We start from the raw sequence: 13,713 nt of genomic DNA, 5'->3' as shown, positions 1-13,713 counted from the left end.
CCTACGCCAGGCCCTATGCCTCGTCAGACGAACGTGCCGCCGCCATCAAACCCTGGACCGACGACTACAACCTGAACCGACCACACTCCGGCATCAAAGGCCTCACACCCTGGAAACGGGTGAACAACCTTCTTGGAAACGACACCTAGGCCGTGCGCCGCGTGACCAGATGAGATCTCTGGCGCCGCCATGCATGGAACTTCCTAAACACACCTGGTTTCCATTGGTATCTTACTGGACGCCATCGCCATGGTCGACGAGATCGAAGCGCCGAAGCACAGCCGCGCGCGCTTCACCGTCGGCTACTGAACAAACAAAAACGGCGGGGATTGCTCCCCGCCGTTTTCTCAGATCTCAAACCGCGTTGAGCGATCAGGCGCCCAGCGAAGCCGGGTCGATCTTGAAGCCCGGGCCCATCGTCGACGACAGGGTGATGCGCTTCACATACGTACCCTTGGCGCCGGCCGGCTTGGCCTTGTTCAGGGCGTCCACGTAAGCCTTGACGTTGGCTTCCAGGGCGGCCTGATCGAAGGAGGCCTTGCCGATGCCGCCGTGGGCGATACCGGCTTTTTCGACGCGGAACTCAACGGCGCCGCTCTTGGCGTCCTTGACGGCTTGCGCCACGTTCGGGGTCACGGTGCCGACCTTCGGGTTCGGCATCAGGCCGCGCGGGCCCAGCACCTTACCGAGGCGACCGACCAGAGCCATCATGTCCGGCGACGCGATGACGCGGTCGAAGTCCATGAAGCCGCCGGCGATCTTTTCGTACAGATCTTCAGCGCCCACGATGTCGGCGCCGGCCGCCGTGGCTTCAGCAGCCTTGGCGTCCTTGGCGAAGACGGCGACGCGAACGTCGCGGCCCGTGCCCGACGGCAGGTTGACGACGCCACGGACCTGTTGGTCGGCGTGACGCGGGTCAACGCCCAGGTTGACGGCGATTTCGATCGACTCGTCGAACTTGGCCTTGGCGTTGTCCTTGACCAGCTTGATGGCGTCCGAGAACGACAGCAGAGCTTCACGGTCGCCGGTGCGGGCTTTGAAAGCCTTGGTTTGCTTAGCCATGGATTAGCCCTCCACCACTTCGATGCCGATTGCGCGGGCCGAGCCTTCGATGATGCGCATTGCTGCGTCCATGTCGTTGGCGTTCAGGTCTTTCATCTTCGCTTCAGCGATCTCGCGGACTTGCGTCTGCGTGACCTTGCCGGCGAACTCGCGACCGACGAGCTTGGAGCCCGACTTAATGCCAGCGGCCTGCTTCAGGTAGAAGGTAGCCGGCGGGGTCTTGGTGATGAAGGTGAAGGACTTGTCCTGATAGACCGTGATCACAGTCGGCAGGGGCGTACCCTTGGCCACCTTCTCAGTGCGTGCGTTGAACTCCTTGCAGAAGCCCATGATGTTGACGCCGCGCTGACCCAGTGCAGGGCCGATCGGGGGCGAAGGCGTGGCCGAACCGGCCGCAACTTGCAGTTTGATATAGCCGAGAATCTTCTTGGCCATTGGTCTCTCCTATCGATGACCCCAGGCCTGAGCCTCGGAGCCGGTGAGCCGTGGTGCGGCATGGCTGCCTTCCACGGATTTGCCGCCCGTCGACTCGAAGGCCGTCGGATGGAGGCGGGCATGTAGCAGGAGCCCCCTGGAAAGGCAAACCAGGGCGGCGCAGGGACGACTGCACTTGCACTGTGCGAAGAAAAAAACAGTGCAATTGGTGCAATCGACGCCGAACAGCAGCGACCGCCACGTTTCCGGGGCGACGAAGAACGGGAAGCGGGGCGCGAGGCGCAGCCGGGGTCCTGAAGCGGACGCTGGCGGGCTGTGATGTCAAAGACCATGCCGCGCAGTCTGGCCCAAACCACAGCTATGGCGCGCCAACGGCGTCAAGCCTCAGCCGATCTCCGATTTTAACAGGGATTGGCGCGTGGGGTTGCGCACGAGGTGACGCGGATCGCGTGCGGGATCATCAGACGCCCGGGATCGCCCAGGGGGCCAAAGACGGTGTGACTGGCGGTCCCGGATAGCGGCTGCGCCGCTTCCGGGATGACGGAAAGGCCATGGCCCAAACGCAAAACGGCGACCCGAGGGCCGCCGCTGCACGTCGTTCAGGCGATGATCGAGGCGATCAGCCGCCCGTCTTCTCGACCTGATTGTATTCCAGATCCACCGGAGTCGGGCGGCCGAAGATGGACACGGCCACGCGCAGGCGGGCGTTGTCCTCGTCGACGCTCTCGACCTGACCGTCGAAGCTGGCGAAGGGACCGTCGACGACCTTGACGGTTTCGCCGATGTCGAAGCGGATCGTGGGCTTCGGACGTTCGACGCCCTCTTCCACCTGACCGATGATGTTCTGGACCTCACGTTCCGAGACCGGCAGCGGCTTCGTACCGCCCGCGGCGCCCAGGAAGCCCGTGACCTTCGGCGTGTTCTTGACCAGGTGGTAGGCGTTGTCGGTCATCTCCATCTTCACCAGCACGTAGCCGGGGAAGAATTTGCGTTCCGAGTTCACCTTGCGGCCGCGACGGATCTCGACGACTTCCTCGGTCGGAACCAGGATTTCGGAGAAGCTGTCTTCAAGGCCTTGCTGCTTCGCCTGCTCTCGCAGTTGCTCCGCGACCTTCTTTTCGAAGTTCGAGTAGGCGTTGACGATATACCATTTGTGGCGGGGATTGGCCGCCGGCTTGGGCGCTGCATCAGTCATGTGCGCGTCTCCTTTATTGGCCAAGGCCGAGAATGAAGCGGGACGCAAAGCCCAGGCCGGTATCGACGATCCAGAAGAAGGCCGAGGCGATCAGCACCATGATGAAGACCATCACCGAGGTGATCCAGGTCTCCTTGCGGCTGGGCCAGACAATTTTGCGGGCTTCAGCGCGAACCTGGCTGGCGAATTGCGGGATGGACGTCTTTTTCTTGGACGCGGGCGCGTCCACGGCGACCGTTGCTGCGCCTTGGGCGGCGGCTGCGGTCTGGTTTCCCACGGTGCGGCGACCGCCGGGGGTCTTCGCCTTGGCCATATGACGTCTCTTCAACCTCTGGAACCTGTCGCCTCACATGGGAACTCCCAGGCGACTGCGACAGGGGGAATGGCAGGAGCGGAGGGACTCGAACCCACGACCCTCGGTTTTGGAGACCGATGCTCTACCAGCTGAGCTACACTCCTAGTGTCCCGGACAAAGATCAATGCGCCGTGAGCAAGCTCGACGGCGCTAACCTCGCCAGAGGGGCGCATATGCCTGACGGCCGAGGGCATTTCAAGGGGCGTTTCGAGATAACCACCGACAGATGCGCAGGTTTGGTCAGAACAGCCGCGCCACCGCGCTCGGCTCATAGCTGACCCCATGCACGACGCGGTCGGGATCGCCGATCGAGAAGGTCTGGGCGCGGCTGCGGCCCTCCATCACGGCGACCGCTTCGACCTGCTCGGGAATCACCTTCACCACCGCCACCGAGTCGCCGCCCGGGGCATAGAGGCTGACATCCGGCGAGCGGGCGATGATCAGATCATTCAGCCGTTGGACCTCGGCGCCGTCGGTCACCTCCTCGGCCCGGCCGTCGATGGAGACGCCGACCGCCTCCCCTTCTGCGCCCACGCCGCGAATGGCGACGCCCACGCGCGGGTCGGCGATGATGTTGCGCAGCTTCTGGCTGTCACGGGCCGTGACGAAATAGAGATTCAGCCCATCGTTCAGATAGCCCAGGGTGCTGGCCTGAGGCCGCCCGTCGGCGCGATTGGACGCCAGGGTCATCAGCCGCTGTCCGTCCAGCAGCTTGAGAATCGCGACCACGGCCGCGCCGTGGATCGGGGTCCCGCCCGATGTAGCGGGTGATGAATCGGTCATGGCCTGTCCTCCGTCCTTATGACCCTGCTGTGCAGACGCCGGGATCACCTTGACACAGATCAAGGCGATTTAGCCGCCGCGGCGCGAAATGGTTCCATGACCGAGCCTCGCCTCATGCCGGACGCCCCTCGTCTGGACGTCGTCCCCCTGACGGAGGGCGAGGCGCCGGCCGAGTTCGTCCTCGCCCAGTTGTGGCGGCCCGATCTCGGCGCGAACCAATGGCGCACCTTTCTGCACGACTGGCGCGCCGCCCCGGACAGCCGCGGCATTCTCAGCGCCCGCAATCAACGCGGCGGCGTCCTGGGTTTCGTCACCTGGTGGCGGCAGCCGGATCTGGAATACGGCGAGACCCTGTGGGCCGGGCCATTCGTGGTTCGAGAAATGGGCGTGCGGCCGCTGGTGCGGCAAAGCCTGGCCGTGGAACTGACCGCGCTCGCTCACCGGTTGGGCGCCAAGCTACGCTATGCCGAAGACGCCAGCTAGGACAGGCTGCCCTATTCGAAAGCTGTCCCCGGTCAGCTAGACTGCAGCGGAACGCTGGAGTCGACCATGCCTGCCCAGACCGCCGCCTTGGCCGCCGTCCTGCCCGCCGCCCTGTCCCAACCTGCCGATGTCCGCCTTGAGGACGTCCACCCCTGCTCGACCTGCGGGGCGCGTCCGCTGGGCGTCTGCGCCGACCTGAAGGGCCACGAGCTGCACAACATGGCCTGCGCCAGCGAAACGGTGGCGGCCCAACCGGGGCAGGCCCTGTTCCACGAGGGCGATCCCAACCCCTTCGTCTTCAACGTCGTCGAGGGGGCGGTGAAACTGTATCGCCTGCTGCCTGACGGGCGACGTCAGATCACGGGCTTCCTGTTCCAGGGCGACTTCCTCGGCCTCGGCGGGCGCGGCCCCTCCAGCTTTACGGCCGAGGCCCTGACGCCGCTCAGCGCCTGTCGCTTCCGACGCAACGAGTTCGACCAACTTCTGAACGCCCTGCCCGCTCTCGAACATAGGCTGGTGGCCATGGCGGGCGACGAGCTGATGGCGGCGCAAGAGCAGATCGTCCTGCTGGGGCGCAAGACGGCGCGCGAACGGATCGCCAGCTTCCTGACCCGCCTCGCGGCGCGGCAGGTCCAGTTGGGCGGGTCGGAAGGCCGCGTCCACCTGCCGATGACCCGCCTCGACATCGCCGACTATCTGGGCCTGACCATCGAGACGGTCAGCCGAGTCTTCACCCAGTTCAAGACCTCGGGCCTGATCCAACTGCTGCCGAACAACGACGTGGCCCTGCCCGACCCGGTTGCACTCAAGGCCCTCGGCGAAGGCGCGGGCTGAACCGGCTCAAGCTTCCGGGCCTCTCCCCAAGCATAAAAAAAGCCCCCTCGGTCGAAACCAAGGGGGCTTTTCTGTGATCGAAAACGTCAGGGCTCGGAGCGGCCCTCGTCGCCTTCATCGAACAGTTGGAACTCGTGCCAGACGCCGTTCAGCACGCCGAACGCCACCGCCAGGCCGAGGCCCAGGATCCAGGCGAAATACCACATGAGATGATCTCCTTTCGCGGGATCAGTAGAGGTCGGGGTTGATCTTGAGGGCGGCGGTGCTCGTCCGGCCCCACAGCACCTTGTAGACCCAGGCGGTGTAGAGCAGCACGATCGGCATGAAGACCGCGACCACGATCAGCATGATGAACAGGGTCAGGTGGCTGGACGAGGCGTTCCACACCGTCAGGCTGGACTGCGGATTGATCGAGCTGGGCAGGATGAAGGGGAACATCGACAGGCCGACGGTCGAGATGATCCCCACCGCCGAAACCGAGGAACCGCCGAAAGCCAGGGCCGGCGACCGGCGCCACATGCCGATCAGACCCGCGCCCGCCCCGAGGAAGCCCAGAACCGGGGCGATGATCATCCACGGATAGAGGCCGTAGTTGTCCATCCAGGCGCCAGGCGCCGCTTCGACCGTGGTCCGCAGCGGATTGGAAAAGCCCGCCGTGTCCAGAGCGCCGGTGATGCGGAAACCGATGTCGCCAAAGGCGATGAACAGGCCGCCGATCGCGAACAGCGCCAGGCTGAGCAGACCGGCCACCGTGCCGAAGGCCCGCGCCCGGTTCAGCACCGGCCCTCGCTCGCCCTTGATCGACAGCCAGGCCGCGCCGTGCAGCACCAGCATGCAGACCGACAGCAGGCCGCAGATCAGGGTGAAGGGCGAGAACAGGCCCAGCAGCGTGCCCTCGTAGAAGGAGCGCAGGTCGCCATCCAGACGGAAGGGCGCGCCCAGCAGGACGTTGCCGACGGCGACGCCGAACACCAGGGCCGGGACGAAGCTGCCGATGAACAGACCCCAGTCCCACATGGTGCGCCAGCGCGGGTCAGGACGCTTGGACCGGTACTTGAACGACACCGGCCGCAGGATCAGCGCAGCCAGCACCAGGAACATGGCCAGATAGAAGCCGGAGAAGCTGACGGCGTAAACGAAGGGCCAGGCGGCGAAGATCGCCGCGCCGCCGACGATGAACCAGACCTGGTTGCCCTCCCAGGTCGCGCCGACGGTGTTGATGACCATGCGGCGCTCTTCGTCCGTCTTGGCGACGAAGGGCAGGAGGGCGCCGACGCCCATGTCGAACCCATCCGTCAGGGCGAAGCCGATCAGCAGCACGCCCAGCAGTCCCCACCAGATCAGGCGGAGCGTGGTGTAGTCGAGGGGAAGTTCCATCTCTCTTGTTTCCTTGAACGACCGGGGGTCAGGCGACCGCCGGCTCGCCTTCCGCCTGAGGTTCGTCGGGGATGTCGTGCTGGGCGAAGGGGCCTTTCTTGACCGCCTTCAGGATCAGACCGACCTCGATCACCGCCAGGGCGCCGTACAGGACGGTGAAGCCGATGATGGTGGTCCACAGTTGCGGCACGCTGAGGCTGGAGGCGCCCAGGAAGGTCGGCAGGACGCCTTCCACGGCCCAGGGCTGACGCCCCACTTCGGCCAGAACCCAGCCGAACTCGATGGCGATCCACGGCAGCGGCAAGGCCAGAACCGCCAGACGGAGGAACCATTTGGTTTCATGCCTGCGCAGGGTGCACAGCACGAAGGCCGTGGCGAACAGGCCGATCATCAGGAAGCCGATCCCTGCCATGACGCGGAAGGCCCAGAACATCAGCGGCACGTTCGGCACTGTCGACCAGGCCGCTTGCTTGACTTGATCCGGCGTCGCCAGACGCGGATCGGCGACATAGCGTTTCAGCAGCAGGCCGTAGCCCAGGTCGTTGCGCACGCTTTCGAACTGCGCCCGCGCGGCCATGTCGGTGTGGTCCGCCTTGACCTTCTCCAGTGCGTCATAGGCGACGACGCCGCGTTCGATGCGGTCCTCGGCGATGGCGACCAGTTCGAGAATGCCGATGACCGGCTTGTCGATGCTCCGCGTCGAGATCAGGCCCAGGACATAGGGAATCTTGACCTCGAAATGGGTGTGGCGATCTTCCAGACTGGGAATGCCGAAGGCGGTCAGGCCGGCGGGCGCCGGCTCGGTGCGCCACATGGCTTCCAGCGCGGCCAGCTTCATCTTCTGGTTATCGGTCAGGGCATAGCCGCTCTCGTCGCCCAGAACGACGACCGACAGCGACGACAGCAGGCCGAAGGCGGCGGCCACGGTCATCGACCGCTTGGCGAAGCCGACGTGCTTGCCCTTCAGCAGATAGAAGGCCGAAATGCCCAGCACCACGACCGAGGCGCAGACATAGCCCGCCGACACGGTGTGGACGAACTTGGCCTGGGCCACCGGGTTGAACAGCACGGCCATGAAGTCCACGACCTCCATGCGCATGGTGTCGGGATTGAAGGCCGCGCCGACCGGGTTCTGCATCCACCCGTTGGCGATCAGGATCCACAGGGCCGACAGGTTGGTGCCCAGCGCCACCATGAAGGTGACGAACAGGTGCCCCACGCGCGGCAGCTTGTCCCAGCCGAAGAACATCAGGCCGACGAAGGTCGCTTCCAGGAAGAAGGCCATCAGCCCTTCGATGGCCAGCGGAGCCCCGAAGATGTCTCCGACATAATGGGAGTAGTAGGACCAGTTCATGCCGAACTGGAATTCCATGGTCAGGCCTGTGGCCACGCCCAGCACGAAATTGATGCCGAACAGCACGCCCCAGAAGCGGGTGATGGTCCGCCAGATGGGCCGGCGCGTCATCACATAGATGCTCTCCATGATGACCAGCATGAAGGAGAGGCCCAGCGTGAGGGGCACGAATAGAAAGTGGTACAGCGCCGTCAGTGCGAACTGAAGGCGTGACAGGTCTACGACCGCCAGGTCGATCATGGGCTCAGGCTCCTGACCGCCAGCCCCCATCGACCGGCGTTCTACTTTAACCTAAAGCTTGCCTTCTCGGCAGGCCTTGATCCTGATCAAAGCTGAAGCCGGGCGGCGCGCTCTAGACGGCGTTTCGCCCAAGGCGGTTTCGCCGCAAGGACGATTCGCCCAATGCGCCTTCGCGATGGTCTATGTCTGGTCGCGCGAATGGAGCAGGAGAGACGATGACGGCCCAGCCGATCGATGCAGACGCCGCGCCCGCCAAGTGGCTGAAGGCGGCCCTGTCGCCGCGCAAGCGCGTCATGACGCTGGCCAGCGGTCTGGTGATCGCCGACGCCATCCCGGCCGTGGGTTTCGCCGCCGGCCTGGCCCTGGCCGTCGGCGCCCTGCCCCAGGGGATCAGCCAAGCGACGCCCGGCGCGGCGCTGGCGATCGCCTCACTGCTGGCGCGCGGCGTCCTGGCCCAGTGCGCCACCGTCGTCGGCGCGCGCGCCGCCCGGGCGGTCAAGGGCGACCTGCGCCGTCAGGTCCTGAACGGCGCCTTCTCCGGCCGTTTGTCCGACGCCGAAACCATGACGGCGACCAACGAAGGGGTCCAGGCGCTGGACGGCCACGTCTCGCGCTTCCTGCCGGCGCGGCTGGCGGCGGGCGTAACGCCCCTGCTGCTGATCCTTGCAGCGGCCGTGGTCAGCCCCTTCACGGCCGGCATTCTACTCTTCACCCTGGCGCCTTTCGTCATCGGCATGGCCCTGACGGGCATGGCGGCGGGCGCCGAGAGCCGGCGTCAGTTCCAGGCGCTGGAACGGCTGTCCGGCCTCTTCCTCGACCGCATCCGCGCGCTGCCCGCCATCCTCGCCTTCCAGGCGGAGACCCAGCAGACGGCGGTGATCGCCCGCGCCTCCGACGATCTGGCCCGCCGCACCGGCAGCGTCCTGAAGATCGCCTTCCTGTCCTCGGCGGTGCTGGAGTTCTTCTCGGCCCTGTCGGTCGCTCTGGTCGCCGTCTATTGCGGTTTCAACCTGCTGAAGCTGCTGCCCTTCCCGGCGCCTGAGCAGTTGAGCCTGACCCGCGCCTTCTTCCTGCTGGCCCTGGCGCCCGAAGTCTATGCGCCGATGCGCCGTCTGTCCGCCGCCTATCACGACCGGCAGGCCGCCGAGGCCGCCGTACCTAGCCTGAGGAACCTGATCGACGCCGCCGAGGCGACGCCAAACCGGCCGCCGGTCCCCGCGGGCGCGCCCGCCATCGCCTTCCGCGCCGTGGCTGTCGCCTATGACGTCGGCGCGCCGGTCCTGACCGGCTTCGACCTTGCGGTCCCGCCCGGCGCGACCGTGGCCCTGCTCGGCCCCAGCGGTTCGGGCAAGAGCAGTCTGCTGCACCTGTTTCTGGGCCTGTCTCCGCTGACCGGCGGCGAGGTCGAGGTCGGCGGCGCGCGCCTGTCCGACCGTCCCGACCTGACCGCCTGGATCGCCTGGGCCGGTCAGGCCCCGGTCGTCGTGCCCGGAACCCTGGCCGAGAACATCGGTCTGGCGTGGCGCGGCGCGCCCTCCGAGCGCGTCATGGAGGCCGCCGCCCGTGCGGGCTTCACCGGCGGCCTGAACCGCGTCATCGACGAACGCGGCGGCGGGCTGTCGGGCGGCGAGCGACGGCGGCTAGGTCTGGCCCGCGCCTTCCTCAAGCCCGCGCCGATCCTGCTGCTGGACGAACCCACCGCCAATCTGGACGCCGCATCCGAGGCCGCCTTGCTGCCGATCATCCGCGCGGCCGCCGAGGGCCGCACCACCCTGATCGCCACCCATTCCGAGGCCGTCGCCGAACTCGCCGACGTGGTGGTGCGGCTGTGAGCGCCCAGCACCTCACGGGCGTCGCCCGCCTCAAGACCCTGATCCGCGCGCAGGAGCGCCGTCAGGGCGCCCGCCTGCTGGCCGCCGCCGTCACCGCCGCCCTGGTGTCCGCCGCCGCCGTCCTGCTGTTGGGCGTATCGGGCTGGTTCATCACCGCCTCGGCCCTGGCCGGGCTGGCGGGATCGGCGGCGGCCTACAGCTTCAACTTCATGATTCCCAGCGCCCTGATCCGCTTCCTGGCCATCGTGCGGACCGGCGGTCGCTATGGCGAGCGCGTCACCGGCCACGACGCCGCGCTCAAGGCTCTCGCTGCTTTGCGCCCGCAGTTGTTCGAGGGCGTGGCGCGCGGCCCCGCGACGCGCGCCCTGACGTTGGCCGGAGGCGAAGCCTCGTCGCGGATGGTGCAGGACGTCGACGCCATCCAGAACCGTTTCGTGCGCCTGTCCGCCCCATGGGGCGCCGGCGCGGGCATGGTGGCCGGCGTGGGTCTGGCGGCCCTGGCTGGCTGGCCCACCGCGCTTGTCGTCCTCGCCGCCAGCGCTCTCGGCGTCGTCGCAGCCGCCCTCGTCGGCCGCAGCATGGCCGAACCGGCGGGCCGCGCGGTGCAGGCCGCCTCGGGCGATCTCAAGACCCAGTTCGCCGCCTTCGCAGCCGCCGCGCCCGAGCTTCAGGCCTATGGCGTCAAAGGCTGGGCCGTTGACCGGCTGGCCGAGCGCGGCGCGGTTCTCGAGCGCGCCACCGAGCGTCTGGCGTCCGCCGGCGGCTGGATCATGCTGACCCAGTCGGTCGCCATGGCCCTGGCCGTCCTCGGCGTGTTGGCGACGGCGCGGTCCGCCGCCCCGCCCCTGATCGCCCTGGCCATTCTGGCCGCCGTCACCACGGTCGAAAGCGCTGGCGCCCTGCTGACCGCCTTCCGCCACAACGGCGCGGTCAAGGCGGCGGCCGAACGTCTGGGCGATCTGCTGGACGCCGAAGAACCGAGACCCGCCCAATCCCTGTCGCCCACGCTCGGCCTATCGGCTGTGGACCTGACGCTGACGCCGCCGCAGCGCCTGGCGGTCACCGGCCCGTCGGGCGGCGGCAAGACCACGCTAATCGAGCGGTGGATGCATCTGCGCGCGCCCCTGCCCGGCGAATCGACGCTGGGCGGCATGGACGTCGCCGAGACCGCCCCGGACGCCGCGCGCGCCCTGTTCGCCTACGCCCCGCAGCAGGCGACCCTGCTGGCCGGAACGGTGCGCGAGAATCTGCGATTGGCCCTGCCGTCAGCCGACGACGAGGCGCTATGGAGCGCGCTGGAAGACGCCGATCTAGCCGAGCGCATCCGCGCCGCGCCCGCCGAGCTGAACGCGCCGCTGGGCGAGAACGGCGCCCGGCTGTCGGGCGGCGAGCGCCGCCGCCTGGGTCTGGCCCGAGCCTATCTGCGCGCCGCCCCCTGGCTGGTGCTGGACGAACCCACCGAAGGACTGGACCCCGCGACCGAAGCGCGAGTTCTGGATCGTCTGGCCCGCCGTCTGGAGCGCACCGGACAGGGGCTGATTCTGGTCAGCCACCGCCCCGCCCCGCTGGCGCTGTGCGAAACCACCCTGGCCGTCTCGGGCCTGTCGTCGTCCGGCGCGGTGCAACTGTCGTCGCCGTCGGAACGCGCAGCGGCCTGAGCCGCCGCCTCTCCTTTGATCTCGATCAAGGCATGGCCGGGCGCAAACGGCTTTGCTGGGGTCAAAGGAGATCACACATGCCCGCTGACGTCGTTCCCGCCATCGCCGCCATCGTTTCGGCCTTCCTCGTCTTCATGGCCGCCCTCGGCTTCGCCTCGGTCTGGAGCAACACGGAGGGTGGAAAGAACTAGCCAGGGCGACGCGTCAGACCGCCCCATGGACGAAGCAGCCTGAAATCTTGCCGGATCGACGTCCCCCGTCTCAGTGAGAGTCCGTCCGGCCCTCCTGCCAGCCGGGAATGACGGCGCGGAACAGCAGCTTGTCGATGCGCCGGTCGTCCATGTCGATTACTTCGACCTCGAACCGACCCAGCTGAAGAATATCGCCCTCGTCAGGCACCCGCGACAGGTGGTGCAGCACCATCCCCGCAACGGTGTGGAAGCCCTCGTGTTCGCCGAAGTCCTCGCCCAGCACGTCGCCGAGTTCGTCCAGATCCGTCTGGCCGTCCACGGCCCATGAACCGTCTTCGCGCTTGCGGATCGAGACGTCGGCTTCGTCGTGGCTCTCGTTGAAGTCGCCGGCGATCATTTCCAGAATGTCGGTGGCCGTGACCACGCCTTCAAAGGCGCCGTATTCATCGACGACGAAGGCCATGTGAACCCGCGACCCCTTGAGGATCTCCAGCGCTTTCAGCACCGAGGTCGACTGCGGGATGAAGGCCGGTTCGGCCACCAGCTTCTCGATATTGAACTCGCCGTCGGTCAACAGGCTGTCCAGCAGGTCCTTCTTGTGGACCACGCCCAGGGGATTATCGACGTCGCTCTCGCGCGCCACGACGATGCGCGAATAGGGGCAGCTGCGGATCTCGTCGCGCAGCACTTCCTCGGTGTCGTCCAGGGCGATCCAGAAGACCTCGTGACGCGGCGTCATGGCCACGCGCACGGCGCGGTCGCCCAGGCGCAGAATCTCTTCGATCATCACCTGCTCTTCGGGCTCGATCAGGCCGGCCGACGTGCCTTCGGCCAGGATGCTCTGGACCTCTTCCTGGGTGACGTCCGAACCGTCGCGGTCCTTGACGCCCATCAGCTTCAGAATGCCCGAGGTCGAGGCCGTCAGCAGCAGCACGAAGGGCTTCATCGCCAGCGCCATGGTCGAGATCGGCGCGGCCATCTTGGAGGCGATCGTCTCGGGGAAGATCAGCGCCAGCCGCTTGGGCACCAGTTCGCCGACGATCAGCGAGACATAGGTGATCAGAACGACCACCAGGGCTGTCGAAAAGAATTGCGAATAGGGGGCGAAGGCCGGAAAGGCGGCTTCCAGAATCCGGTCCAACTCGCCCGCGATGGTCGCCTGACCATAGGCGCCCGCCAGAATCCCGATCAGGGTGATGCCGACCTGAACCGCCGACAGGAACTGCGTCGGCTCCTCGGACAGCTTCAGCGCCGCGCGGGCGCCCCGGTCGCCGCGCTCGGCACGGCTTTGAAGTTTGGACTTACGGGAAGACACGACCGCAAGCTCGGTCATGGCGAACAGGCCGTTCAGCACCACAAGCAGCAGCACGACGACGATAGCGATGGTCAACATCGAAGGGGGAAAGACCCGCGGCGCGGCGCGACAACCGGCGTCCGCTTGCGAATAGTAAGGCTGATCGGCCCGCTGCGCCAGTCATTCATGAGGCTGGCTCCCCGTTCAGCCCGACCGACCGACGCCCACCGAGCCATAAACGCCCGACGATGGACGCCCTGAATCGTCATAGGAACTCGCGCAAGCGCTCATCCCGACGATCACGCCGATGAACAGTCCCAGTCTGATCGCGCGCCGCATTTATGGTTACCCGTTTCCTAACGTCGACTTCCGAACGTGGGGCTGAGACGGCGGTTCCCCAACCCCGGATGCAGAAACGGCCCCCGGATTTCTCCGAGGGCCGCTCTGTTACGCTTGCTCTATGCAGGCCTATCGCGCTTGCGCGCTGCTTGAGGCCAGCACTGTTCGGGTCCGAAGACCCGGATCAATCGCTTAGGCGATGATCTTGGACACCACGCCGGCGCCGACGGTGCGGCCGCCTTCACGGATGGCGAAGCGCAGCTTCTCTTCCATCGCGATCG

General features: G+C 66.7%; 15 protein-coding genes and 1 tRNA gene. 5 read left to right on the top strand and 11 right to left on the bottom strand.

Features of this window, described 5'->3' with window-relative positions; all coding sequences use genetic code 11:
- Positions 1 to 149, top strand: a 149-nt coding sequence (locus AB4Y68_RS14410) for an integrase core domain-containing protein (protein WP_441456305.1), incomplete at its 5' end; no start/stop codon positions are given.
- Between the two features lie 223 nt (positions 150 to 372).
- On the opposite strand, the gene rplA is transcribed toward AB4Y68_RS14410, so the two are convergent.
- The 6 genes from rplA to AB4Y68_RS14380 all read right to left on the bottom strand — a co-directional run bounded on the left by rplA (position 373) and on the right by AB4Y68_RS14380 (position 3,830).
- Entirely contained in the window at positions 373 to 1,062 is a 690-nt protein-coding gene (gene rplA / locus AB4Y68_RS14405; protein WP_441456441.1) for a 50S ribosomal protein L1, read from the bottom strand.
- Positions 1,063 to 1,065: 3 nt separating this feature from the next.
- Positions 1,066 to 1,497, bottom strand: coding sequence for a 50S ribosomal protein L11 (gene rplK, locus AB4Y68_RS14400; RefSeq protein ID WP_441456440.1), 432 nt, complete (start codon positions 1,495 to 1,497; stop codon positions 1,066 to 1,068).
- A gap of 619 nt (positions 1,498 to 2,116) precedes the next feature.
- Positions 2,117 to 2,692 carry a transcription termination/antitermination protein NusG gene (gene nusG, locus AB4Y68_RS14395; RefSeq protein WP_441456439.1) on the bottom strand — a complete coding sequence of 192 codons (576 nt, stop codon included), beginning with the start codon at positions 2,690 to 2,692 and terminating at the stop codon, positions 2,117 to 2,119.
- Positions 2,693 to 2,705: 13 nt separating this feature from the next.
- On the bottom strand, positions 2,706 to 3,005 hold the full coding sequence (gene secE, locus AB4Y68_RS14390) for a preprotein translocase subunit SecE (RefSeq protein WP_441456438.1): 300 nt from the start codon (positions 3,003 to 3,005) through the stop codon (positions 2,706 to 2,708).
- 70 nt (positions 3,006 to 3,075) lie between these two features.
- Positions 3,076 to 3,151, bottom strand: a tRNA-Trp gene (locus AB4Y68_RS14385).
- Between the two features lie 136 nt (positions 3,152 to 3,287).
- Complete coding sequence (locus tag AB4Y68_RS14380) at positions 3,288 to 3,830, bottom strand: pyridoxamine 5'-phosphate oxidase family protein (RefSeq protein WP_441456437.1); 543 nt, start codon at positions 3,828 to 3,830, stop codon at positions 3,288 to 3,290.
- A 96-nt stretch (positions 3,831 to 3,926) separates the two neighbouring features.
- Between AB4Y68_RS14380 and AB4Y68_RS14375 the strand changes: the two genes are divergently transcribed.
- Together AB4Y68_RS14375 and AB4Y68_RS14370 are read left to right on the top strand one after the other, a co-directional pair.
- A complete protein-coding gene (locus AB4Y68_RS14375) occupies positions 3,927 to 4,313 on the top strand; it encodes a hypothetical protein (RefSeq protein ID WP_441456436.1) in 387 nt (128 codons plus the stop codon).
- Between the two features lie 66 nt (positions 4,314 to 4,379).
- Positions 4,380 to 5,147, top strand: coding sequence for a Crp/Fnr family transcriptional regulator (locus tag AB4Y68_RS14370; RefSeq protein WP_441456435.1), 768 nt, complete (start codon positions 4,380 to 4,382; stop codon positions 5,145 to 5,147).
- Positions 5,148 to 5,233: 86 nt separating this feature from the next.
- Here AB4Y68_RS14370 and cydX read toward each other — a convergent pair whose 3' ends face one another.
- The 3 genes from cydX to AB4Y68_RS14355 are packed head-to-tail and all read right to left on the bottom strand — an operon-like array spanning position 5,234 to position 8,115.
- Positions 5,234 to 5,353, bottom strand: a complete 120-nt coding sequence (gene cydX, locus AB4Y68_RS14365) for a cytochrome bd-I oxidase subunit CydX (RefSeq protein WP_114818411.1) — start codon at positions 5,351 to 5,353, stop codon at positions 5,234 to 5,236.
- A 22-nt stretch (positions 5,354 to 5,375) separates the two neighbouring features.
- On the bottom strand, positions 5,376 to 6,524 hold the full coding sequence (cydB, locus tag AB4Y68_RS14360) for a cytochrome d ubiquinol oxidase subunit II (RefSeq protein ID WP_441456434.1): 1,149 nt from the start codon (positions 6,522 to 6,524) through the stop codon (positions 5,376 to 5,378).
- Between the two features lie 28 nt (positions 6,525 to 6,552).
- The gene (locus AB4Y68_RS14355; RefSeq protein ID WP_441456442.1) at positions 6,553 to 8,115 is read right to left on the bottom strand and encodes a cytochrome ubiquinol oxidase subunit I; all 1,563 of its coding nucleotides are present in this window, start codon (positions 8,113 to 8,115) and stop codon (positions 6,553 to 6,555) included.
- A gap of 218 nt (positions 8,116 to 8,333) precedes the next feature.
- Here AB4Y68_RS14355 and cydD point away from each other — a divergent pair, with 218 nt between their 5' ends.
- Together cydD and AB4Y68_RS14345 are read left to right on the top strand one after the other, a co-directional pair.
- A complete protein-coding gene (gene cydD, locus AB4Y68_RS14350; protein WP_441456433.1) occupies positions 8,334 to 9,950 on the top strand; it encodes a thiol reductant ABC exporter subunit CydD in 1,617 nt (538 codons plus the stop codon).
- Positions 9,947 to 11,608, top strand: a complete 1,662-nt coding sequence (locus tag AB4Y68_RS14345) for an amino acid ABC transporter ATP-binding/permease protein (RefSeq protein ID WP_441456432.1) — start codon at positions 9,947 to 9,949, stop codon at positions 11,606 to 11,608. Before cydD ends, AB4Y68_RS14345 begins: the two co-directional genes overlap by 4 nt.
- A gap of 261 nt (positions 11,609 to 11,869) precedes the next feature.
- Here the strand turns inward: AB4Y68_RS14345 and AB4Y68_RS14340 are convergent, their stop codons facing one another.
- Together AB4Y68_RS14340 and AB4Y68_RS14335 are read right to left on the bottom strand one after the other, a co-directional pair.
- Entirely contained in the window at positions 11,870 to 13,192 is a 1,323-nt protein-coding gene (locus tag AB4Y68_RS14340; protein WP_441456431.1) for a hemolysin family protein, read from the bottom strand.
- Between the two features lie 432 nt (positions 13,193 to 13,624).
- Positions 13,625 to 13,713: hypothetical protein (locus AB4Y68_RS14335; RefSeq protein WP_233832711.1), on the bottom strand; the 89-nt coding region annotated here is incomplete at its 5' end.

The sequence above is a fragment of the Brevundimonas sp. 2YAF1 genome, assembly GCF_052114745.1.
Classification (GTDB): Bacteria; Pseudomonadota; Alphaproteobacteria; order Caulobacterales; family Caulobacteraceae; genus Brevundimonas.
This window is presented reverse-complemented; position numbering and strand designations above follow the sequence as displayed.